The following is a 21,066-nucleotide window of genomic DNA, read 5'->3' on the forward strand; positions in this document are numbered from 1 at the left end:
GCCCGCGAACGCGGACAACAATTCAACGCGTCCGCGACGACCGGGTAGCCTTGCTGACCATGACGTACGGTGAATCGACGCGAACAGAGCTGCGCGCGTCCGGCACGGTTGGTGTCGCGATGGTGACCCCCTTTACCGCCGAGGGCAAGCTCGATGTCGATGCCGGCGTCGCGCTCGCGCACCGCCTGGTCGACCGGGGAGTCGACCTGCTCGTGGTCTCCGGGACCACCGGCGAATCGCCGACCACCACCGAGTCCGAGAAGTTCGATCTCCTGCACGCGGTCGTGGACGCCGTGGGTTCCCGCGCACACATCCTCGCCGGGGCCGGGACCTACGACACCGCGCACAGCATCGAATTGGCGCGCAACGCGCAGCGGGCCGGTGCGCACGGGTTGCTCGTGGTGACTCCGTATTACTCGCGGCCGTCGCAGGAGGGTCTCGTCGCGCACTTCACCGCGGTCGCCGACGCCACCGATCTGCCCGTCACCCTCTACGACATTCCGCCGCGCTCGGTGGTGCCGATCGCGCCGGAGACGCTGCGGCGGCTCGCCGAGCATCCGCACATCATCGCGGTCAAGGACGCCAAGGGCGATCTGGGCGCGGGCGCGGAGATCATCGCCGAGACCGGGCTGGAGTACTACTCCGGCGACGACGTGCTGAACCTGCCCTGGCTGTCGGTGGGCGCGGTCGGATTCATCAGCGTGATCGGCCATCTCGTGCCCGAGCGGCTGGTGCAGCTGCGGGACGCGTACCTCGCGGGCGAGGTCGTGCGCGCCCGCGAACTCAACGCCTCCATGCTTCCGTTGATGCGGGCCATGGCGCGGGTGGGCGGCGTGGCCCTCACCAAGGGCGCGCTGCGCCTGCTCGGCGTGGAGGTGGGCGCCCCGCGCCTGCCCCAACTGCTGCCCGACGCCGACCAATTGCTCGCCATCGCGGCCGACCTCGACGCTGCGGGAGTGTGCGCATGACCGACCCGAACGCCAACGACCCCACGACCAACCGCCGCGTGCGCCGCAGAGCCGCCAGCCGCGCGGCCGGAGCGCCCGAACCCGCCCCGCCCGTCGAGGTCACCGAGCAGGCACGGGCCGACGAACGTCAGGCCCAGCGCATCGCCCGCGAGGCGGAGGCGACCCTGCGCGACGCGGAGCAAGCCCAGGCCCCGGCGGAGCGCGGCTCCGCGGCGAGCGGGCCTGTCGAGGGTGAGTCCGTGCGCTCCGGTCGTGAAAGTGGCCGTGGCGAACGGGAATCCGCGCGTGAGGGTGGCCGTGCGGAGGGTGAGTCCCAGCGCTCGGGTCGCGAAAGTGGCCGTGCCGAAAGGGAACCCGCGCGGGATGGTGGCCGTGCCGAGGGCGAGTCCCAGCGCGGCGGGCAGGAGACCGGCCGCGTCGAACGGGAATCCGGGCGGGGTGGTCGGGAGACCGGGCGTGGACAGCGGGATACCTCCGGGCCGCGGCGGGAGCCGGAACGTGGTGGGGGACAAGGGGATTCGCGGGGGCGGCGGAATCGGGGGCGGCAGGGTGGACGGAATCGGTCCGAGCCGCAGGCGGAGCCGCAGCCGGTGGTGGCGGATCCGCATGCGCTGCCGTTGCCGCCCGCGGCGCCGCGCAATGGGTTGCGGGTGTTCGCGCTCGGCGGGATCGGCGAAATCGGCCGGAACATGACCGTTTTCGAGTACGACGGCAAGTTGCTGATCATCGACTGCGGGGTGTTGTTCCCGGAGGATCAGCAGCCGGGCGTCGATCTGATCCTGCCCGACTTCCGGCCGATCGAGGACCGGATCGACGAGGTCGCGGCCGTCGTGCTGACGCACGGTCACGAGGATCACATCGGGGCCGTGCCGTTCCTGCTGCGGCTGCGCCCGGACATTCCGGTCGTCGGCTCGCGGTTCACCCTCGCGCTGGTGGCGGCCAAGTGCCGCGAACATCGCTTGCAGCCCAAGCTGATCGAGGTCACCGAGGGCGAGCGGACCACGCACGGGCCGTTCGACTGCGAGTACTTCGCGGTCAACCACTCGATCCCCGACGCCATCGCGGTGGCCGTGCGGACCCCGGCGGGGCTCGCGCTGCACACCGGTGACATCAAGCTCGATCAGCTGCCGCTCGACGGCCGCCTCACCGACCTGGCCGGATTCTCCCGGCTCGGCGACGAGGGCGTGGACCTGTTCCTGGTCGACTCGACCAATGCCGAGGTTCCCGGCTTCGTCACGCCCGAACGCGAGATCGGGCCGGTGCTCGACAACGTCATCGGCAAGGCCACCGGCCGCGTGATCGTCGCCTCGTTCGCCAGCCACGTGCACCGCATTCAGCAGGTCGTGGACGTGGCCGAGCGCTACAACCGGCGGATCTGCTTCGTCGGGCGGTCGATGGTCCGCAATATGCAGATCGCGCAGGACCTGGGCTATCTCAACATCCCGGACGGCCTGCTGGTCGATCTCGATCAGGCCGCGAATCTGCCCGTGCACAAGCTGGTCCTGATCTCCACCGGATCGCAGGGCGAGCCGCTGTCGGCGCTGTCGCGCATGGCCCGCGGCGACCATCGGCAGATCAACATCCGGCCCGACGATCTCGTGGTGCTGGCGTCCTCGCTCATCCCGGGCAACGAGAACGCGGTCTTCGCGGTCGTGAACGGCCTGGCCCGCCTCGGCGCGACCGTCGTCACCCAGCAGAGCGCGAAGGTGCACGTCTCCGGCCACGCGTCGGCGGGTGAGCTGCTCTACCTCTACAACGCGGTGCGGCCCACCAATGCCATGCCGGTGCACGGGGAATGGCGGCATCTGCGGGCCAATGCCGCGCTCGCGATCGCGACGGGCGTGCCGGAGGATCGGGTGGTGCTGGCCGAGGACGGCGTGGTGGTCGATCTGGTCGACGGCATCGCCTCGATCGTGGGCCGCTTCCCGGTCGGGCAGGTCTACGTCGACGGCCTGTCGGTCGGCGATGTCGGCGAGTCGACGCTGTCGGATCGTCTCGTCCTGGGCGAGGGCGGTTTCATCGCCATCACCGTCGCCGTCGACGCGGCCACCGGCAAGGCGGTCAGCGCGCCCGAGGTCTCCGGCCGCGGCTTCTCCGACGATCCGGGCGCGCTGGTCGAGGCCCAGGAACTGGTCGAGGCCGAACTCATGCGCCTCGCCACCGAGAACGTCACCGAAACCCACCGCATCGCCCAGAGCGTGCGCAGGGTCGTCGGTCGCTGGGTCGCGGACACCTACCGCCGCCGCCCCATGATCGTGCCCACGGTCATCGGGGTGTGAGTGTGGCCGCCGCGGATTGCAGTCCACGGTCATCGGCGTGTGAGTGCGGCCGTGGCGAATGAGCCCACGGGCGTCGGCCCCTGAGTGTGGCCGCGGCCACAGAATGAGCCCCTGTCGGAGGGCTATTCTCGGGGCATGAGTATGGCTCAGCGTGAGCGCGCCGCCCTGGTCGTCACCATGACCGAGGCGGGGCCGGACGCGCCGACCCTGTGCGGGACGTGGACGGCGCGGGATCTGGCCGCGCATCTGGTGGTGCGCGAGCGCAGGCCCGACGCCGCGCCGGGCATCCTGCTGAAACCGCTTGCGGGATACCTGGATTCGGTGCAGGCGTCGGCGGCGCGCCGCCCGTTCGCCGAACTGCTGGAGCAGATCCGCACCGGGCCGCCGTGGTGGTCGCCGCTGCGCCCGGTCGACGCGGTCGCCAACCTCACCGAGATGTACGTCCATCACGAGGACGTGCGCCGCGGCCGAAGCGGTTGGCAGCCACGGGAATTGAGCGCCGAGGACGAGACCCAGCTGTGGAAGGCGTTGCGGCGCATGGCCAAGATGGCCTACCGCAAATCCCCGGTCAGCGTGGTGCTGGCGACGCCCGACGGGGAGCGCGTGACCGCCCACAATATCGGCGGTGACGCGGTCGTGCTCACCGGCAAGCCGTCGGAGTTGGTGCTGCACGCGTTCGGCCGCAACGAGGTTCGGCTGGACACCTCCGGATCGCCGGAGAACGTGCGAGCCGTGTTCGAGGCCGACCGCAGCATCTAGGGTTTGGCGGCCAGACCCGAGACGATCAGCTGCTCCCACGAGGTGATCTCGCTCGGCCCCTCCGGTCCCGGCCGCCACAGCGCGCACGGCACGAGACCGGGCTCGAGCAGTTCGAGTCCGCGGAACAGGGTGGCGATCTCCGCGTCGGTGCGCCAGCGGCCGCGACCCCAGGTGCCCTGGAGTTTCTGTTCGGTCGCCACGGTCTCCTCGTTGAACCCGGATCGGAAGTGCGACACGTAGATTCGGCTCCCCGAGGCGATGTGGTCGACCCAGAACCGCATGAGCCCGTCGGGGTTCTCGTCGTCGTTGAGGAAGCCCAGGACGGCGCTGAACAACAGCCCGACCGGTCGCTCGAAATCCAACAGCGCGCGCACCGACTCGTCGTCGTGAATGGCGCGCGGGTCGCGGACGTCGGCCTGGACTACGATGGTCTGCGCGTCGGTCGCCAGGGTCGCGCGGGCGTGCGCCACCACGATGGGATCGTTGTCGACGTACACCACACGCGCGGCCGGATTCTCCCGCTGCGCGATCTGATGCACATTGTCCACGGTCGGTAATCCGCAGCCGAAGTCGATGAACTGGGCGACGCCGTCGCGCGCGATCTCGCGCACGGCCCGTTCGACCGCCCGGCGCGCGGTGGTGGCGATGCGAACGGAACCCGGTAGGGATTCGGTGAAATACTGACCGACCTCCTGATCGACCGTGTAGTAATCACGGTCCCCGAGGAGGTAACTGTAGGTTCGGGCGATGCTCGGCTTCGCCTGACCCGCTTTGACGTCTTCGTCGTTCATCGGGACCACACCAACGTGAGGCTGGGACATGCAGATACATCGTAGGAGCACCGGTCCCGTCGCGTCGGCTCAGTGACGATTTCCCTCGGGCGCGTCGGGCGGGATACCGGTGGTGTGGGTGTTGCGGATGGTCTGGATGGGGACGTTGCGGTTAGCCTGAGGGGCATGGCAGGTAAGTCCCGCGGCAGTACGGCGTCGAGTTCGCGGGCGGGAACGGGCCGGGGGCGGGCCCCGGCGCGGACCCGTTCGGGAAGCTCACGGGCGCGGACGACGGCGCGCGGGCGGACCACGGCGACGCGGCGTCCGGCGCCGCGGCCGCGGTCGAACACGGCCCCGCTGGCGGTCTTCGGCCGCGGCGTGGGCAACGGCTGGAACATGCTCGCGCGCGGGGTGGGCGCGACCACGCGCACGCTCAGCCGCGCGGGGGAGATCGAGCACGGGCACCGCCGCGACGGAATCGCCTTGGCGCTCATCGGGTTCAGCGTCGTCATCGCGGCCGCGGTGTGGTTGTCGGCGGGCGGTCCGGTCGGGCACGCGGTCGACACCGCGGTGCGCTGGATCGGCGGATCCGCCTCGGGCGCAATGCCGTTCGTGGCGACCGCCATCGCGGTCGTGCTCATGCGCACCGAACCCCGCCCCGAGATCCGCCCCCGCCTGGTCCTGGGCGGTCTGCTCCTGGGCCTGCCCGCGCTGGGCCTGTGGCACATCGCCGCGGGCGCCCCGGCCGATCAGCACGGCCGGGCGCACGCCGCGGGCTTCGTCGGCTACGTCGCGGGCGGCCCGCTGCGCGACGGCCTGACCTCCTGGCTCGCGGTCCCGCTGCTGCTGCTGGCCATGGTGTTCGGCCTGCTGCTGATCACCGGCACCACCGTGCGCGAGGTCCCCGCCAAACTGCGGCGGCTGTTCGGCACCGGCACCGGCGGCGACGAATACGACGCCTACGACGGGCGCTACGGCCGCTACGATCCCGAGAACTACGACGACGACGGCTTCCCGATCCACCCCGGCACGGGCAAGCGCGGCCGCACCCCCGAGGAGAACTACCCGCCCGACGAGTTCGGCGGCTCCGACGCGGTCACCGAGGCCCTCGGCGAACCGCCGCTGCGCGACGCCAAGGACATCGTCACCCCCGAGCCCGAACCGCCCGCGCCCGCGAAACCCAAGGCGCGCAAGGCTCCCAAGGTCGTCGACCAGACCCCCGAACCGCCCGCCCCCGAACAACTCGAGTTCGCCCCCGAACGCGAGGTCGAGGGCGACTACCACCTACCGCCGCTGTCCCTGCTCGTCGACGGCGACCCGCCCAAGAAACGCAGCGCCGCCAACGAATCGATGATCGAGGCGATCACCGAGGTGCTCGTGCAGTTCAAGATCGACGCGGCGGTCACCGGATTCGTGCGCGGTCCGACGGTCACCCGCTACGAGGTCGAACTCGGGCCGGGCGTGAAGGTCGAGAAGATCACCCAGCTCGCCCGCAACATCGCCTACGCGGTCGCGACGGAGAACGTCCGCCTGCTCGCGCCCATCCCCGGCAAATCCGCGGTGGGCATCGAGGTCCCCAACGCCGATCGCGAACTGGTCCGCCTCGCCGACGTGCTCAAGGCCCCCTCGACCCGAAACGACCACCACCCCTTGGTGATCGGCCTCGGCAAGAACATCGAGGGCGATTTCCTGTGCGCCAACCTCGCCAAGATGCCGCATCTGCTGGTGGCCGGTTCCACCGGTTCGGGCAAGTCGAGTTTCGTGAACTCGATGCTGGTCTCGCTGTTGCAGCGGGCCACCCCCGACGAGGTCCGGATGATCCTCATCGACCCCAAGATGGTGGAACTGACTCCGTACGAAGGCATTCCGCACCTGATCACCCCGATCATCACCCAGCCCAAGAAGGCCGCGGCCGCGCTGGCCTGGCTGGTCGAGGAGATGGAACAGCGGTATCAGGACATGCAGGCCAGCAAGGTCCGCCACATCGACGACTTCAACAAGAAGGTCAAGTCGGGCCAGATCACCACGCCTCTGGGCAGCGAGCGCGTCTACCGCCCGTATCCCTACATCCTCGCGATCGTCGACGAGCTGGCCGATCTGATGATGACCGCGCCCCGCGACGTCGAGGACGCGATCGTGCGCATCACCCAGAAGGCGCGCGCGGCGGGCATCCACCTCGTGCTCGCCACCCAGCGACCGTCGGTCGACGTGGTCACCGGTCTGATCAAGACGAATGTGCCCTCGCGCCTGGCCTTCGCGACGTCCTCGCTGACCGACTCCCGCGTCATCCTCGACCAGCCCGGCGCGGAGAAGCTGATCGGCATGGGCGACGGGCTGTTCCTGCCGATGGGCGCGTCCAAGCCGACCCGCCTCCAGGGCGCGTTCATCTCCGACGAGGAGATCTCGCGCATCGTCGACTTCGCCAAGAACCAGGCCGAACCGGAGTACGAGGAGGGCGTCACCGCCGCCAAGTCCGGCGAGGCCAAGGAGATCGATCCCGATATCGGCGACGATCTCGAACTGCTGTTGCAGGCCGTGGAACTCGTGGTGACCTCGCAATTCGGTTCGACGTCGATGTTGCAGCGCAAGCTGCGGGTGGGCTTCGCCAAGGCCGGGCGGCTCATGGACCTCATGGAGACGCGCGGAATCGTCGGTCCCAGTGAGGGTTCCAAGGCCCGCGACGTGCTGGTGAAACCCGACGAACTGCCCGGCACGCTCTACGCGATCCGCGGCGGCGGGGACGCGCCGCCCGGCGACGCCGACGGACCGGCCGAGTAGTCAGGCCGCGCCGGTCCAGCCGACGATCGTGTCGATCTCGATGCGGATCACCGGGCCGCTCGGCGGAACGCGTTGGTACTGAACGTATTTCGCGATCAACCGGTCGAGCGCGGCCGTGTGCTCGACGCCGTCGGTCAGCACCCGGGCCGCGCCGTCGAGCCGCACCCACCACAGCCGGGTCCAGTCCTCGTCGTACTCGTCGGCGAGCACCGAAACCCGGTCGTTCTCGGCGATATTGCGCAGCCGCCGCAGATTCGTGGTCGTCTTGGGCTTGTGATCGATGGCGATCTCGATCACCGGGGGTTCGGCGGCGAAGGTCACCGGCACCAGATGCGGGCGCCCGGCGCCGCTCACCGTCGCCAGCCGCGCGACGCGCTGCGCCCGGAACCGATCCCAGGCCGCGCTCGGATCCATCCGCACCCGACGAGGTTACGCCTGCGCCGCGACGGACTCCCATTCGTCCGGATGCCCGTGCACCGACGGGTCGTAGAGGACGACGAAGCGGTACTGCTGCGGCGCGGTGAGCGGGAACATCCCGATGCACAGCTCCTCGGAGGTGTACCGGTTCTCGCTGCGCATGCGCATCCACTTCAACGTCCGGCCCTGCCCGTCCCGCCACTTCTGGAAGACCGACCGGGACGGCTTGCATTCCATGATCACCGACATCAGCGGCAGCGCGTCGAGTTCCTCGACGGTCGACGCGAACCGAAGGCCCTCATCCATGGTCACAAGTTACGGCAACGGCTCGACCAGAGCGCCCATCACCGGCTGCCATTCGACGAAGCGGACCGACTCGATCAGGCCCTCCCGCGCGAACGGGTCCTGGGTCAGCGTCTTCGTCACCGCGTCGGCGTCCTCGGCGCGGACGATGATGAGCGCCCCCGAACCGTCGGGGTAGGGGCCGCTGGTCACCACCACACCCTGGTCCACCAGGCCCGACAGCCAGGCGCGGTGTTCGGGGCGGTGTTCGTCGCGGCCCGCGGCGGCGGCCTCGGCGTAGGTGTAGTGGACGGCGAACAGCGGCATCGCGGGCTCCCGAAAGGCTCAGAGGGTCAACAACATTCGAGTATTGCCGAGGGTGTTCGGCTTGACGTAGCTCAGGTCCAGGAACTCCGCGACACCGGTGTCGTAGGACCGGCACATCTCGGCGAACACCTCGGCGGTGACGGGCGTGCCGTCGATCTCCACGAAGCCGTGCCGGGCGAAGAAGTCCACCTCGAAGGTGAGCACGAACAGCCGCTCGAGCTCGAGGTCGCGGGCGGTCTCGACGAGCCGGTCCACGATCAGGCGGCCGATGCCCTTGCCCTTCACCTCCGGATGCACCGCGACCGTGCGCACCTCGCCCAGATCCGCCCACAGCACGTGCAGGGCGCCGCAGCCGACGAGCCGGCCGTCCATCTCGGCGACCCAGAACTCCTGCACGGACTCGTAGAGGTTGACCAGATTCTTCTCCAGCAGGATCTTGCCCGCGTAGACGTCGACGAGGTCCTTGATCGCGGGCACGTCCGAGGTCCGGGCACGGCGGACGATCGGGGTGCCCGCCTGCGCGCCGCCGATCGAATCACTGTGGGGTGCCCGTGTTGTCATGGGGTGCACAGTAGTCGGGTCCGATACCGATAGTCTGGTGGAGTGCCGCACACCCAGCCCGCCCGTTCGCCCGCCCGCGCCGGGGTCCGTGGCCTGGTCGACCGCGGCCGGGGGTGCCGGTGAGCGTGCAGAGCGACGATATGGACCACCCTTGGCCGGAGGCCGCGCGGGCGCGGCCGAATCTCGTCCCGGCGGCGGCGGTCCCGCGCGCGGTCGAACCGTCGGCCGTCCCGTTGATGAACGTCGCCAATGTGCTGACCGTGCTGCGCATCCTGATCGTGCCGCTGTTCCTGCTGGCCCTGTTCGCCGCGGGCGGGCACGACACCGAATGGCGGATCGGCGCGACCGTGCTGTTCGGCGTCGCCGCCCTCACCGACCGGGTGGACGGTCAGCTGGCCCGGAAGTACGGTCTGGTCACCGATTTCGGCAAACTGGCCGACCCGATCGCCGACAAGGCGTTGATCGGCGCGGCCCTGATCGGGCTGTCGGCGCTGGGGGATCTGGCCTGGTGGATCACCGTGGTCATCTGCGCGCGCGAACTCGGGGTGACGCTGCTGCGGCTGGCCGTGGTGCGGCGCGGGGTGATTCCGGCCGGGCGCGGCGGCAAGCTCAAGACGCTGGTGCAGTCGCTGGCGATCGGCGTGCTGCTGCTGCCGTTGTCGGGGATGTTCGCCACCGCGGGCCAGGTGCTCATGTACGTGGCGGTCGTGCTGACCGTGGTGACCGGGCTGGACTACGTCGTGCAGGCGGCCCGGCTGTGGTCGGGGCCGGTCAAACGGCCATGAGCGACCCGCTGACCGCGGCGGTTCCCGCGACCGAGCTGGTCGCCGGGCTGCGCGCGAGCGGCACCACGCTCGCCACCGCCGAATCGCTGACCGCCGGTCTGCTCGCCGCGACCGTCGCGGGCGTGCCGGGCGCGAGCACGGTGTTGCGCGGCGGTCTCATCGTCTACGCCACCGACCTCAAGCACACCCTCGCCGGGGTGAGCGAACACACACTGACCGCCGACGGCCCGGTCTCCGCGCGCACCGCCGAACAGCTGGCCGTGGGCGCGCGCACGGTCTGCGGGGCCGATCTCGGGGTGGGCCTGACCGGGGTGGCCGGGCCCGACCCGCAGGACGGACATCCGCCCGGCACGGTCTACCTGGGGGTGTCCGGATCCGAGGGCACCGAGGTGATGCGGTTGAAACTCGCCGGGGACCGGTGGACGATCAGATTGGCGGCGGTGCGCGCGGCCGTCGTCGAACTCGTACGCATCACGGTCGGGAACCAACCCGGCAGTGCGTGACGTTGTCACTGCATACGCTCGGTCCGGCGAGGAGAGTACGTAAGGAGAACGAGATGACGCTGCTGCGAGAAGCCATCGGGGAAAGTCTGCGGCGCGCTCGGACGGCCCAGAGCCGGACTCTGCGCGAGGTCTCGACCTCGGCTCGGGTGAGCCTGGGTTACCTGTCCGAGGTCGAACGCGGCCGCAAGGAGGCGTCCAGCGAGCTGCTGGCCGCCATCTGCGAGGCCCTCGACGTGCCGCTGTCGCAAGTGTTGATCGACGTCGGCGAGGCCATGGCCGACGCGCACGGCGACACCGTCCGCGAACCCGCCCGCGAGGTTCCGGCCGAGGCCGAGACGGCCGCCGAGCCGGTGCCCGTCGACGCCGTCGCGTCGCTGGGGTCGATCGCCGGGGACACGCGGATCGTCATTCCCGCCCCGCGCGCGGAGAAGTTGGTACTGGTGCAAGCGAAGTGAGCGACGAAGTCGCCCGGCGTCGAGTTTCGGCGCCGGGCAACGCTGTACGACGGAGCGGAAACGGATAGATTCTCTATGAGCGTCGGTAACCGGCCGGTTCACTCGGGCGTCGGCGCGGAGGTTAGGGACACGAGGTGCGTGACGGTCGCGCACTAGTCGCGCTAGGGCGCGGCGCGTCAGATGGAGGCGGGATCAATCGATGGCTAATCCGTTCGTCAAGGCCTGGAAGTACCTCATGGCCCTCTTCGATTCCAAGATCGAGGAGCACGCGGATCCGAAGGTCCAGATTCAGCAGGCTATCGAGGAAGCCCAGCGTCAGCATCAGGCCCTGTCCCAGCAGGCCGCGTCGGTGATCGGCAACCAGCGTCAGCTGGAGATGAAGCTGAACCGGCAGCTCGACGAGGTCGAGAAGCTCAACGCCAACGCGCGTCAGGCCGTCATGCTGGCCGATCAGGCCACCCAGGCCGGCGACACCGAGAAGGCGATCCAGTACACCAACGCCGCCGAGGCGTTCGCGGCGCAGCTGGTCACCGCCGAACAGGCCGTCGAGGATCTCAAGGTGCTGCACGACCAGTCCCTGCAGGCCGCCGCGCAGGCCAAGAAGGCGGTCGAGCAGAACGCGATGCTGTTGCAGCAGAAGGTCGCCGAGCGCACCAAGCTGCTCAGCCAGCTCGAGCAGGCCAAGATGCAGGAGCAGGTCTCGGCATCGCTCCAGCAGATGGACTCCACCCTGTCCGCGCCCGGCTCCACCCCGAGCCTGGACGCGGTGCGCGAGAAGATCGAGCGCCGCTACGCCAACGCCCTCGGCGCGGCCGAACTCGCCCAGAACTCGGTGCAGGGCCGCATGCTCGAGGTCCAGCAGGCCAGCGTGCAGATGGCCGGGCACAACCGCCTCGAGCAGATCCGCGCCTCCATGCGCGGCGACGCCCTCCCCGCGGGCGGCCAGCAGCAGGCCATCCCCAACCCGGCCGCTCCCCAGCCCCAGGCCAACCAGGACCAGGCCACCCAGCAGTAACCGCTCGGCTTCTCGAAAGGCGTCGCAGTGAAGGGAAAGTCGCGGACCTCCGCGCAGTCCGCGACTTCCCGCGCCCACTTCCCGTCCCCCGAGCCACCCCGCCCCACCTGGAAGTCGTTGTTCCCCACGGGCTTCCGTCCCGAGCCCCCACCCACCGACGAGCGAACGGCCCCGAACCCGCCCCGCGAGACAGCCGCCCGCCCTGCCGACGAGGGCGCCCATTCCACCCCACCCGACGCGGACTCCGGCCGGTGGTGGCAGACGCCCCTCACCGAGCCGATACCGGGCAATTCGCGGAGCCGCCGCGCGCCCCGGGAAGCCCCGGCGCGCCAAGGCCGTTCCGACCCGCGTGCCAAGAGTTCGCCCCGGGTTGCCGGGCGAACGACCGGCGCTGCGTCACAGGACGATTCCGCTTCCCGTGGCGGGGCAGCGTTCGGTCCTGTGCCGCACGACGATTCGGGTCCGCGTGCCGGGGGAGCGGCTGGCTCTGTGCCGCAAGGCCATTCGGGTTCGCATTCCGAGGGAGCGGCTACCTCACTGCCGCAAGGCGATTCACGTTCGCGTGCCGGGGGAGCAGCCGGCTCTGTTCCGCACGGTGATTCGCGTTCGCGTGCCCGGAAATCGGCCGATTCTGTGCCGCACGACGATTCGGGTTCGCGTGCTGGGGGAGCGGCTAACTCTGTGCCGCACGGTGATTCGCGTGCGCGTGGCGGGGGAGCGGCCGGTTCTGTGCCGTACGGTGATTCGGGTTCGCGGGGCGGGGGGCGCGCGGATGCGGGTCGTCGGCGGGATTCCGGGGCGCGGGGGCGCGTTCTGCGGGACATGATCGCGGAGACCGCTGGGCAGGTCGAGTCGGTGGAGCAGGCCCGGCGGTTGTCGGAGGGTTTGCGGGAGGCGGGGGAGCATGCGTTGCACGCGGTTCGGAAATGGGCCGATCCTCGCGAACGGGAATTGCGGCGACGGCGGCGGGTGCGGCGGCGTAGCCTGCGGCTGAGCGCGGCCTCCGGTGTCACCGCGTTGGGAACCGCTGGGCTGGTGCTGATCTCGGCCCCCGCCTGGGCCGTGCTCGTCGTCGGCAGCGGGGCGGCGGCCCTGGTCACTGGGGCGGCCGTCACGACCAAGCGCTACCTCGAATTGCGCCGCAACCCCTTGCCCGACGCGACCTTCGTGCCGCGCAAACTCCCACCCGTGCGCTCGGCCGCCCGCGAACCCATTGCCCGACTGGTCCGCGCCGAACGCGCGCTGCATGTGCTCGGCCGCCGAATCGCCCACGGCGCACGGCTGCCCGAGGACGACGTCGTCGACACCCTCCAGACCGCGCACTCCGGCGCGGCCGCCCTGCACGCGCTGGCCGCCGACATCGCCGCGATGGAACAGGCGATCGGCGTTGTCGCACAGGTGAATTCGATATCCACCCCCGGGCTGGCCGAGCAGGTGGGGCACGCCGTGACCCGGCTCGAGCACGGGGTCGTGGAATACGAGCAGCTGGTCGCCGCCGCCGGGCGCGTCCTGGCCGCTCCCGACGCGCCCGCCGCCCCCGACGATCTGGACTGGGCCCTGATGAATCTGCGCGACGCCGCCGACCGCCTCGACGGCTGGGCCCAGGCCCTCACCGACCTCGCCGACCGCCGCCGAGGGTAGTCGGCCGGACGGCCCGGTGGCCGTCACCGACCGTCGTTTGCCGGACCCCCAGCCGGGTATCTCCCGCCGGTTGGCGTTGGCGAACTCCCGGGAAGCGGAGGTGTGCGGTGGCGTTCGAAGCGAAGACGATCGTGGACGCGAGTCCGGAGGACGTGTTCGCCGTCCTCTCCGACGGTTGGCTGTACGGCCTGTGGGTGGTCGGCGCGTCCCACATCCGCGACGTGGACCCGGGCTGGCCCGCGGTGGGCACCCGAATCCATCACAGCATCGGCCCCTGGCCGCTGAACCGCCGCGACATCACCGTCGTGCGCGCCCTCGAACCGCCGCGCATGCTCGAACTCGAGGCCCGGCTGTGGCCGCTCGGCGCGGCGCTGATCCGCCTCGACCTCGAGGAGACCGCGGACGGCCGCACCGAGATCCGCATGGGCGAACACGTCTGGCGCGGCCCCGGCAAGCTGCTCCCCGCGAATCTCCAACAGCTGGCCCTGGCCCCACGCAATATCGAATCCCTGCATCGCCTCGGCGATCTGGCCATCGGGCGGATCAAGAAATCCCGGTGACCGGTCAGATCAAGAAGCCCCGGTGATCGGCCGACGGAGCTTCGCCCGGAGCGGCGAGCCGCGCAGGGCCCGGGCGAAGATCTCCGTCGGCCTGTCACCCCGGATCCGAGTGCCGCGAGGCACTGTCCAATGGGGGGTGACGTGCTCGGCGAGAGCGCGATCAGCGCTTCCGCCCGCCGTCGCCGCGGTGCTCGGGGTCGAGACCCTCGGTCTCGAAGCGCTCCTTGCGGACGGTGTCGGACACGGTCTGTTGATCCTCGACCTCGTCCACCGCCAGCCGGACCCGCTCCACCGGCACCGCTTCCTTGTCGACCACCACGCGATCCTCGTGCAGGGTGACCTCCTGTTCGGCCTCGCCGAAATCGGCGTCCCGCACGGAATTCGGATCCCGGATGGGTTCCCGCTCGATGTGCACCTCTTCGTGCTGCACCGGAACGTTAACCTGTTCGTTCTCCGTCACGACGTATTTGCGCAGTCGTGCCTTGCCGACTTCTTGCGATTCGGTGTGGACGTCGAGGTGTTCCTCGGAGCGGACCATCGAATCGTCGGCCGGGGAACGCCGATCGCCCTCGGTGCGGTAGCGGCCGTACCCGGTCTGGCTCGCCCGGCTCGGATCGATCCCGTAGTGCGCGAACAGCTGCTGCTCGCCCTCCGGGCTGATGTGACCGTCCTGCTCCACATGCGGAGCCGACTTCACCTTGTCTTTGCTGACCGGCACGCTGAGAGTATGCCGATCGGTGTCGAGATTCGCGCCGGTGAGCGGCACGAGCGCGTCGCCGTGCATCAGGCCCGTCTTGGCGCTGACCCAGCTCGGGGCGCCCGTGCGGTCGTCCAGGTAGACCTGGGTGACCTCACCGACCTTCTCGCCCTGCGTGTCGTAGACCGTGCTGGCCATCAGGCTCTGCATCACGTCGGCCATGCTTCCTCCCAATGCGATAGTGGACAGCTATAGCTGGGGGGTAGCCGACCGTATGCCAGCCAAACGCTCGCGCCTAGACGGGCACCCGTTCGTGCACGGTCAGCAGCACATGATCGAAGCGCATCCGCAGCCCGGCCCGGTTGGGTTCCAGATGACGGGCGTCGTGCACGAGTTGCAGGGCCAGCTCGCGAATCTTGACGTTGGTGTGCTGGGAACGCCATTTCAGCACGGCGAAGGCCTGATCGGAGTCCAGTTCGTAGATCATCGACAGAATCCCCTTGGCCTGCTCGATCGGCGCGCGCGAGGCGACCATATCGGGCAGGATCTCGTCGATGACGTCGTTGCGCTCCTCGGCGAGGATGCCGGTCAACTCGATGTAGTAGCCGACCGTGCCGACGATCCGGCCGGCGTCGTCGGTGTCGTAATCGGCGATCACGATCACCTCGTGCACGTCCCCGGCGGTGTCGATGATCCGATGCCGACTACAGAACGGCTCGCTGGTCTCCACGATCTTCTCGATCAGCGTCTCGACCGTGGCCCGGTCGTCCGGGTGCTGATGGGACAGCAGCAGCTCGGTGGTCGGCTCGACGGTTCCGGGTTCGTAGCCGTGCATGCGCGCCAGCTCGTCCGACCACTCCCACCGGCGATCGGCAAAGTTGAAACGAAACTCCCCGGTATTCGCACAGGGCTCGTTGCCGATCACACTCCCGAGCACGCTCACCAGCTGCGGCTCGAGCTTCTCACCGTCGATCATCGAACCAGTATCCGCTACCCGGCGTTACCGAGTACCCAGTGCCCGGACTTTCCACACCTGCGCATTCGGGCCACGCCCGGTCCGGCGGCTCGTCAGCGCCGCGCGCGCAGGTAGTCCGACACCACCGCCGCGCCCAGACCGTCGAGGTCCGGGGCGACCACCCGGCCGCCGCTGCGCCTGGCCACCAGATCCACGAACGCCGCCAGCCGCGGATCCTCGCCGAGCATGAACACCGTGATCGAGGCGCCGAGTCTGGCCAGCGCGTCGACCTGGGTCATGGTGACCGCGAGGGTGCGCGGTTCGGGCGGCCAGTTGAAATACGCGTCGCCGTCGGATTCCAGATGCGCGGTCGGTTCGCCGTCGGTGACGACCAGCACGACCGGCACCGCGTCGGGGTGGCGGCGCACGTGCCGCGCGGCCAGCAACAGCGCGTGATGCAGATTGGTGCCCTGCTCCCAGACCGGCTCGCGCGCGGTCAGCTCGCCGATGTCGACGGAGGTCGCGTACCGGCCGAAGGTGATGAGATCCAGTGCGTCGGAACGGAATCGGGTCGCGATCAGATGATGCAGCGCCAGCGCCGTGCGTTTCATCGGCACCCAGCGCCCGTCCTGAACCATCGACCACGAGGTGTCCACGCACAGCGCGACCGCCGCCCGCGACCGCTGCTCGGTCTCCATGATCTCCACGTCGGACACGTCCAGGGTGACCGCGCGGCTGCCCGTCGACGCCGTCCGCAGCACGGCGTTGCGCACGGTGCGCGGCACGTCCCACGGTTCGGTGTCGCCGAACTGCCAGGGCCGCGCCGAACCCGTGGGCTCACCCGCCGCGCCCGCGTGCGCGGTGTCGCGCTGACCGCGCCGGGAGCGCAACTGCCCCACGATGTTTCGCAGCGCCACCTCGCCCAGCCGCCGCAACGCCTTGGGCGTCAGCCGCAGCGAACCGTCCGGCGCGCGCTCGAACAACCCCTGACGCCGCAGCTCGCGTTCCAGTTCGGCGAGCCGTGCCGCGTCCACCCGGGCCTGCTCGCCGAGCTGGCGTTCCAGGGCGTCCAGATCGATGTCCTCGAGCCGGGCGCCCGGATACGATTGCCCCAATTGCTCTGCGAGCGCGTCCAATTCGGCCAGATCCTGCAACGCCTGCGCGCCCTCGCCGAGCCCGAGCGGATCCTCGCCGCGGAACCGCTGCGCCGACTCCCAGTCCTCACCGGGCCGCAGCGCGCGCAGATTCGCGTCCAGGTCCGAAACCTGTTGCGCCAGACGGGGATCGCCGAACGCCTGATTGATCAGCTGCGCCAGTTCGGCGCGCTGCTCGGCCGACATCGAGTTCATCATCCGCTGCGCTGCCGCGGCGCGGGCGGCGAGCGCGTCGACGAGTTCGTCGGTATTGCGCGGGTTCTCGGGGAAGAACTCGCCGTGCTCGCCCATGAACCGCTCGAACTGCTCCCGGGTGTCCTCGCCGCGGGCGTGCGCGGCGAGCAGGTCGTTGAGATCCGCCATCATCCGCCGGATCCGCTCGACGTCCTCGGGCGTGGTGCTCTGCAGCGCCTGTTTCATGCCCTGGAACCGGGAGTCCAGCAGCTCGCGCCCGAGCAGATCCCGGATCCGCTGGTAGTTCTCGCGGCCGGTCTCCGACCGCCACCGGTATTCGGACAGCTCGTTCACCGCCGCCGCGGTGCTCGGCGGCAGCGCGTCCAGCTGCGCCTCGGCGAAGCGGGCGTCGTCGGACGGATCGGGGAACAGCGCGGTGCGCTCGGCCCGCAACGCCTCGTCCAGCAGCTCGCGCACCTGCTGCAAGGTGCCGTCGAGGCGATTGCGCCGAGTGATCTCCGAGCGGCGCTGCCACAGCTGCCGGGTCAACTCGTCCAGCCCGCGGGTCTCGCGCAGCCCGCGCCGCAACAATTCCTCGAGCGCGCTGCGGGGCGAACTGCCCTCCATCACATCGCGGCCGATGGTGTCCAGCGCCTCCCGCAGATCCAGCGGCGGGGCGAGCGGATCCGGCCCGTCGTGATACGGCCCGTAGGCGTAGCGATCGGCGGCGGTCACGGCCCGTACACCGCCGTGCCGTCGTCGGAGTCCTTGGCGACCTGACGCGCGAGATACAAAGACTCCAAGGCGAATTCGACGGCCGAGGCGATGCGCGGCGGCGGATCGGTCGCCGCGACGCCGAGCCGGGCGGCCACCTCGTGCAGGATCGGCAGTTCGGGCAGGGCCGAGAGCATCTCCGAACCCGCCACGCGCTCACCGGTGGTCACCAGGTTGCCGTCGCCGAGCGCCTCCACCAGCGGCCGCAGATTCAGCCCGCCCAGCCGCCCGCGCGCGGTCTCGGCGAACGCGCGGCGCAGCAGATGGGTGAGATGCTCCTGTTCGCGGCCCTCCTCACCGGATTCGAACTCCAGCTTGCCGCGCAGCACGGCGGGCACCGACTCCAGATCGATGGGCCGGGCCACGGCCGGGCGCTCCCCGGTCAGCGCCGAGCGGCGCAGCGCCGCGGCGGCCACGGTCTCCGCGGCGGCGACCGCGAATCGCGCCGAGACGCCGGACCGTTGGTCGATCGCGGGCGATTCGCGCAGCTGCCGCACGAACCGGGCGAGCGCCTCGATGAGCGGATCACCCACCTCCGCAACGAGATTCGCCTCCTGGCGCACCAGCGCCACCTCGGCCTCGACGGAGAGCGGATAGTGGGTGCGGATCTCCGCGCCGAAGCGGTCCTTCAACGGGGTGATGATCCGGCCGCGATTGGTGTAGTCCTCGGGGTTGGCCGTGGCGACCAGCAGCACGTCCAGCGGCAGCCGCAGCGTGTAGCCGCGGACCTGAATGTCGCGCTCCTCCATGACATTCAGCAGCGCGACCTGGATCCGCTCGGCCAGATCGGGCAGTTCGTTGACGGCCACGATGCCGCGATGCGCGCGCGGCACGAGCCCGAAGTGGATGGTCTCGGGATCGCCGAGGCTGCGGCCCTCGGCCACCCTGACCGGATCGACGTCGCCGATGAGGTCGCCGACGGAGGTGTCGGGCGTGGCGAGCTTCTCCGCGTAGCGTTCCGACCGATGCCGCCAGGTCACCGGCAGGTCGTCGCCGAGTTCGGCGGCCAGCCGCTTGCCGAGCGGACTGATCGGATCCAGCGGGTGCTCACCGAGTTCGGTGCCCGCGATCACCGGCGTCCACTCGTCGAGCAGGCCGATCAGGGTGCGCAGCAACCGGGTCTTGCCCTGTCCGCGCTCGCCCAGCAGCACGATGTCGTGCCCGGCCAGCAGCGCCCGCTCCAACTGCGGGACCACGGTCCGCTCGAAACCCACGATGCCCGGCCACGGATCACCCCCGGCCTCGAGCACCCGCAGCAGATTCGCCCGAATCTCGCTTTTGACATCCCGCGGCTCGTACCCCGCCGCCCGCAGCGCACCCGCGGTAACGGGAAGATCTTGTGGAGCTGTCACCGTTTCGACGCTACGACGATCCGGCGGTCCCGTCGACCTTGTTCTCCCTCAGGGAACACCGCCCGAGCGCGCCGGGAGGTCGGGGACAACCCTGAACTTTCCCCGATATCGGTTTTGACCTGGTGCTTTTCGTGCCCGACCCTGACAGTATCGAGGTGTCGGATCGCGCTGACGGCGGTTCGGAAAGACTTCGGGAGGAATGACATGTTCTGGAAGATCCTGGGCGTCGTCGCGCTGGTCTGGCTGGCGTTGATCGTGGTGGGCGCGTTGATCAAGGCGCTGTTCCCGATCCTGATGATCAGCCTCGTGGTGTTCGGGCTCTACCTGCTCTACAAGGCGGTGTCGGGGTCGAACAAGTCCACGGTCGGCAAGCTGTCGTGAGACCGCGCTCACGGGCCGTTCGGTAAGCTATACCGAACGGCCCGAAGGCGTTTCGAAGCCCGGGCAAGGCGGTGGTGCGAGCCGTTCGCAAGATCGGCTACCATCATCGCTGCCTCTCGGTCCAGAAACCGGCCGTGGAGTCAGTTGGCGTGCGCTGAAGCCACTCACTATACGATCGGAGGCCAGAGGTTTGGTCTGTCCGGGAAACCCCATCGCCCCCCGCGACTTTCGTTCACGCGTCGGCGGTGACCGTGCGGCGTGAAAGTTTCGGCGGGCCCGGCCTCGGGATGGACCCGAGCTGGACCTTGCAGGAACCCTGGATGCTCCTGGTCGAGGACGACCCCGGTGACGCCCTGCTGGTGCAGGAACTCGTCACCGACGGCGCGCCCGGCCTGCGTCTGGAATGGGTGCGATCGCTGGCCGAGGCCGCGCGGCGGCTCGAGGCCGGATCGCCCGACTGCGTGCTCTTGGATCTCCACCTACCCGACGCCCAGGGCCTCGAGGCGCTGGCCCGCATCCGCGAGTACACCGACGCCGCCGTGGTGGTGATGACCGGCCTCGACGAGGAACAGACCGGTCTGGCCGCGGCCGCGGCGGGCGCGCAGGACTATCTCGTCAAGGGCCGGGTCGAACCCGATCTGTTCGGCCGCGCGGTCCGCTACGCCATCCAGCGCAAGCAGGCCGAACGCACCGCCGCCGCCCTCCAGGCGAGTCAGCTGCGGGCGCAGGAGAACGCCCGCCTCGAACGCGGCCTGCTGCCCACCCCGCTGCTGCCCGCCGACAGCGGCGTCTCCGTGCTGTCGCGCTATCGTCCCGGTCGCTCGCACGCCCTGCTCGGCGGCGACTTCTACGACGTGGTGCAGGACGGCGACGGCACCGTGCACGCGGTGATCGGCGACGTGTCCGGCCACGGCCCGGACGCCGCGGCCACCGGGGTGGCGCTCCGATTGGCTTGGCGCACACTGATTCTCAGCAGAGTCACGGGCGTCGAACAGTTGCGGGTGCTGGAACAGGTGCTGCTCGCCGAGCGCACCGATCGGCAGACCTTCGCGACCGCCACCAACCTCGTGCTCGACCCGGCCACCCGCACCGTGCGGGTGCAGCGGGCCGGACATCCGGGGATGATCCTGCGGTCCGAGGACGACCTGCGCTGGATCGAGGTGCCCGGCGGCCCCGCCCTCGGCTTCCTGCCCGACCACGCCGACTGGCCGACCCACGAACTGCACCTGCCCGACGGCAGCGGACTCATGCTGTTCACCGACGGCCTGTTCGAGGGCTGCACGGGTCCGGACCGGTCCCGCCTCGGCGAGGACGGCATGCTCGACATCGCCCGCGAGGTGGCGACGCGACGACCCCACACCTTCGTCGACGAACTGATCGGGCGCATCGAGGAACTTGCCGGTCCCACCGGCGGATTGGACGACGACTTGGCGATCATCTACCTGCGGTGGAGCGACGAGGGGCAGGCGCGATGATGTC

The 21,066-nt window shown here is 70.1% G+C and carries 21 protein-coding genes; 12 read left to right on the forward strand and 9 right to left on the reverse strand.

Going from position 1 to position 21,066, the window contains the following annotated elements:
* The first annotated feature begins 59 nt into the window (after positions 1-59).
* From dapA to ACFYTQ_RS02160, 3 genes are all read left to right on the forward strand, one after another.
* Positions 60-968, forward strand: a complete 909-nt coding sequence (gene dapA / locus ACFYTQ_RS02150; protein WP_387356322.1) for a 4-hydroxy-tetrahydrodipicolinate synthase — start codon at positions 60-62, stop codon at positions 966-968.
* Complete coding sequence (locus tag ACFYTQ_RS02155) at positions 965-3,247, forward strand: RNase J family beta-CASP ribonuclease (RefSeq protein WP_387356324.1); 2,283 nt, start codon at positions 965-967, stop codon at positions 3,245-3,247. Before dapA ends, ACFYTQ_RS02155 begins: the two co-directional genes overlap by 4 nt.
* A gap of 135 nt (positions 3,248-3,382) precedes the next feature.
* Entirely contained in the window at positions 3,383-4,006 is a 624-nt protein-coding gene (locus ACFYTQ_RS02160; RefSeq protein WP_387356326.1) for a TIGR03085 family metal-binding protein, read from the forward strand.
* Here ACFYTQ_RS02160 and ACFYTQ_RS02165 read toward each other — a convergent pair.
* On the reverse strand, positions 4,003-4,797 hold the full coding sequence (locus ACFYTQ_RS02165) for an SAM-dependent methyltransferase (RefSeq protein ID WP_387356328.1): 795 nt from the start codon (positions 4,795-4,797) through the stop codon (positions 4,003-4,005). The genes ACFYTQ_RS02160 and ACFYTQ_RS02165 overlap by 4 nt on opposite strands.
* Before the next feature lie 165 nt (positions 4,798-4,962).
* Between ACFYTQ_RS02165 and ACFYTQ_RS02170 the strand changes: the two genes are divergently transcribed.
* Positions 4,963-7,554 (forward strand): DNA translocase FtsK, encoded by a 2,592-nt coding sequence (locus tag ACFYTQ_RS02170; protein WP_387356330.1) that lies wholly within the window; start codon positions 4,963-4,965, stop codon positions 7,552-7,554.
* On the opposite strand, the gene ACFYTQ_RS02175 is transcribed toward ACFYTQ_RS02170, so the two are convergent.
* From ACFYTQ_RS02175 to ACFYTQ_RS02190, 4 genes are read right to left on the reverse strand one after another with little or no spacing between them, the layout of a single operon-like run.
* Positions 7,555-7,974 (reverse strand): TIGR03668 family PPOX class F420-dependent oxidoreductase, encoded by a 420-nt coding sequence (locus ACFYTQ_RS02175; RefSeq protein ID WP_387356332.1) that lies wholly within the window; start codon positions 7,972-7,974, stop codon positions 7,555-7,557.
* Positions 7,975-7,983: 9 nt separating this feature from the next.
* Positions 7,984-8,277, reverse strand: a complete 294-nt coding sequence (locus tag ACFYTQ_RS02180) for a hypothetical protein (RefSeq protein ID WP_387356334.1) — start codon at positions 8,275-8,277, stop codon at positions 7,984-7,986.
* Positions 8,278-8,286: 9 nt separating this feature from the next.
* Positions 8,287-8,580 carry a YciI family protein gene (locus tag ACFYTQ_RS02185; RefSeq protein ID WP_387356336.1) on the reverse strand — a complete coding sequence of 98 codons (294 nt, stop codon included), beginning with the start codon at positions 8,578-8,580 and terminating at the stop codon, positions 8,287-8,289.
* Positions 8,581-8,598: 18 nt separating this feature from the next.
* Positions 8,599-9,141, reverse strand: coding sequence for an amino-acid N-acetyltransferase (locus ACFYTQ_RS02190; RefSeq protein ID WP_387356338.1), 543 nt, complete (start codon positions 9,139-9,141; stop codon positions 8,599-8,601).
* A 140-nt stretch (positions 9,142-9,281) separates the two neighbouring features.
* Between ACFYTQ_RS02190 and pgsA the strand changes: the two genes are divergently transcribed.
* The 6 genes from pgsA (at position 9,282) to ACFYTQ_RS02220 (ending at position 14,100) form a co-directional block, all read left to right on the forward strand.
* Positions 9,282-9,926 carry a CDP-diacylglycerol--glycerol-3-phosphate 3-phosphatidyltransferase gene (pgsA, locus tag ACFYTQ_RS02195; protein ID WP_387357003.1) on the forward strand — a complete coding sequence of 215 codons (645 nt, stop codon included), beginning with the start codon at positions 9,282-9,284 and terminating at the stop codon, positions 9,924-9,926.
* Positions 9,923-10,429: a CinA family protein gene (locus ACFYTQ_RS02200; RefSeq protein WP_387356340.1), complete on the forward strand. Its 507-nt coding sequence runs from the start codon at positions 9,923-9,925 to the stop codon at positions 10,427-10,429. The genes pgsA and ACFYTQ_RS02200 overlap by 4 nt, the downstream gene beginning before the upstream one ends.
* Positions 10,430-10,482: 53 nt before the next feature.
* On the forward strand, positions 10,483-10,884 hold the full coding sequence (locus ACFYTQ_RS02205) for a helix-turn-helix domain-containing protein (protein ID WP_387356342.1): 402 nt from the start codon (positions 10,483-10,485) through the stop codon (positions 10,882-10,884).
* 199 nt (positions 10,885-11,083) lie between these two features.
* The gene (gene pspA, locus ACFYTQ_RS02210) at positions 11,084-11,899 is read left to right on the forward strand and encodes a phage shock protein PspA (RefSeq protein WP_387356344.1); all 816 of its coding nucleotides are present in this window, start codon (positions 11,084-11,086) and stop codon (positions 11,897-11,899) included.
* 822 nt (positions 11,900-12,721) lie between these two features.
* Positions 12,722-13,540: a hypothetical protein gene (locus ACFYTQ_RS02215; RefSeq protein ID WP_387356345.1), complete on the forward strand. Its 819-nt coding sequence runs from the start codon at positions 12,722-12,724 to the stop codon at positions 13,538-13,540.
* Positions 13,541-13,647: 107 nt separating this feature from the next.
* Positions 13,648-14,100 carry an SRPBCC family protein gene (locus ACFYTQ_RS02220; protein ID WP_387356347.1) on the forward strand — a complete coding sequence of 151 codons (453 nt, stop codon included), beginning with the start codon at positions 13,648-13,650 and terminating at the stop codon, positions 14,098-14,100.
* A 160-nt stretch (positions 14,101-14,260) separates the two neighbouring features.
* On the opposite strand, the gene ACFYTQ_RS02225 is transcribed toward ACFYTQ_RS02220, so the two are convergent.
* The 4 genes from ACFYTQ_RS02225 to ACFYTQ_RS02240 all read right to left on the reverse strand — a co-directional run bounded on the left by ACFYTQ_RS02225 (position 14,261) and on the right by ACFYTQ_RS02240 (position 19,206).
* Positions 14,261-15,019, reverse strand: a complete 759-nt coding sequence (locus ACFYTQ_RS02225) for a DUF2382 domain-containing protein (protein ID WP_387356349.1) — start codon at positions 15,017-15,019, stop codon at positions 14,261-14,263.
* Positions 15,020-15,092: 73 nt separating this feature from the next.
* On the reverse strand, positions 15,093-15,773 hold the full coding sequence (locus ACFYTQ_RS02230; RefSeq protein WP_387356351.1) for a PAS and ANTAR domain-containing protein: 681 nt from the start codon (positions 15,771-15,773) through the stop codon (positions 15,093-15,095).
* A gap of 92 nt (positions 15,774-15,865) precedes the next feature.
* On the reverse strand, positions 15,866-17,815 hold the full coding sequence (locus ACFYTQ_RS02235; protein WP_387356352.1) for a hypothetical protein: 1,950 nt from the start codon (positions 17,813-17,815) through the stop codon (positions 15,866-15,868).
* A complete protein-coding gene (locus ACFYTQ_RS02240; RefSeq protein WP_387356354.1) occupies positions 17,812-19,206 on the reverse strand; it encodes a sigma 54-interacting transcriptional regulator in 1,395 nt (464 codons plus the stop codon). Before ACFYTQ_RS02240 ends, ACFYTQ_RS02235 begins: the two co-directional genes overlap by 4 nt.
* 204 nt (positions 19,207-19,410) lie before the next feature.
* Here ACFYTQ_RS02240 and ACFYTQ_RS02245 point away from each other — a divergent pair, with 204 nt between their 5' ends.
* Positions 19,411-19,587: a hypothetical protein gene (locus ACFYTQ_RS02245; protein WP_387356356.1), complete on the forward strand. Its 177-nt coding sequence runs from the start codon at positions 19,411-19,413 to the stop codon at positions 19,585-19,587.
* A 320-nt stretch (positions 19,588-19,907) separates the two neighbouring features.
* A complete protein-coding gene (locus tag ACFYTQ_RS02250) occupies positions 19,908-21,062 on the forward strand; it encodes a PP2C family protein-serine/threonine phosphatase (RefSeq protein WP_387356357.1) in 1,155 nt (384 codons plus the stop codon).
* Positions 21,063-21,066 lie beyond the last annotated feature (4 nt).

The sequence above is a fragment of the Nocardia sp. NPDC004068 genome, from assembly GCF_042874315.1.
Lineage (GTDB): Bacteria > Actinomycetota > Actinomycetes > Mycobacteriales > Mycobacteriaceae > Nocardia.

Excerpts from the sequence above, each read along its gene's own strand:
- ACFYTQ_RS02225 (WP_387356349.1), bottom strand. The coding sequence starts at position 15,019 with ATGGCCGACGTGATGCAGAGCCTGATGGCCAGCACGGTCTACGACACG.
- ACFYTQ_RS02250 (WP_387356357.1), top strand. The coding sequence starts at position 19,908 with ATGCTCCTGGTCGAGGACGACCCCGGTGACGCCCTGCTGGTGCAGGAA.
- ACFYTQ_RS02215 (WP_387356345.1), top strand. The coding sequence starts at position 12,722 with ATGATCGCGGAGACCGCTGGGCAGGTCGAGTCGGTGGAGCAGGCCCGG.
- ACFYTQ_RS02230 (WP_387356351.1), bottom strand. The coding sequence starts at position 15,773 with ATGATCGACGGTGAGAAGCTCGAGCCGCAGCTGGTGAGCGTGCTCGGG.
- ACFYTQ_RS02200 (WP_387356340.1), top strand. The coding sequence starts at position 9,923 with ATGAGCGACCCGCTGACCGCGGCGGTTCCCGCGACCGAGCTGGTCGCC.
- ACFYTQ_RS02160 (WP_387356326.1), top strand. The coding sequence starts at position 3,383 with ATGAGTATGGCTCAGCGTGAGCGCGCCGCCCTGGTCGTCACCATGACC.
- ACFYTQ_RS02155 (WP_387356324.1), top strand. The coding sequence starts at position 965 with ATGACCGACCCGAACGCCAACGACCCCACGACCAACCGCCGCGTGCGC.
- pspA (WP_387356344.1), top strand. The coding sequence starts at position 11,084 with ATGGCTAATCCGTTCGTCAAGGCCTGGAAGTACCTCATGGCCCTCTTC.
- dapA (WP_387356322.1), top strand. The coding sequence starts at position 60 with ATGACGTACGGTGAATCGACGCGAACAGAGCTGCGCGCGTCCGGCACG.
- ACFYTQ_RS02205 (WP_387356342.1), top strand. The coding sequence starts at position 10,483 with ATGACGCTGCTGCGAGAAGCCATCGGGGAAAGTCTGCGGCGCGCTCGG.
- ACFYTQ_RS02165 (WP_387356328.1), bottom strand. The coding sequence starts at position 4,797 with ATGAACGACGAAGACGTCAAAGCGGGTCAGGCGAAGCCGAGCATCGCC.
- ACFYTQ_RS02245 (WP_387356356.1), top strand. The coding sequence starts at position 19,411 with ATGTTCTGGAAGATCCTGGGCGTCGTCGCGCTGGTCTGGCTGGCGTTG.
- ACFYTQ_RS02170 (WP_387356330.1), top strand. The coding sequence starts at position 4,963 with ATGGCAGGTAAGTCCCGCGGCAGTACGGCGTCGAGTTCGCGGGCGGGA.
- ACFYTQ_RS02185 (WP_387356336.1), bottom strand. The coding sequence starts at position 8,580 with ATGCCGCTGTTCGCCGTCCACTACACCTACGCCGAGGCCGCCGCCGCG.
- ACFYTQ_RS02180 (WP_387356334.1), bottom strand. The coding sequence starts at position 8,277 with ATGGATGAGGGCCTTCGGTTCGCGTCGACCGTCGAGGAACTCGACGCG.
- ACFYTQ_RS02190 (WP_387356338.1), bottom strand. The coding sequence starts at position 9,141 with ATGACAACACGGGCACCCCACAGTGATTCGATCGGCGGCGCGCAGGCG.
- pgsA (WP_387357003.1), top strand. The coding sequence starts at position 9,282 with ATGGACCACCCTTGGCCGGAGGCCGCGCGGGCGCGGCCGAATCTCGTC.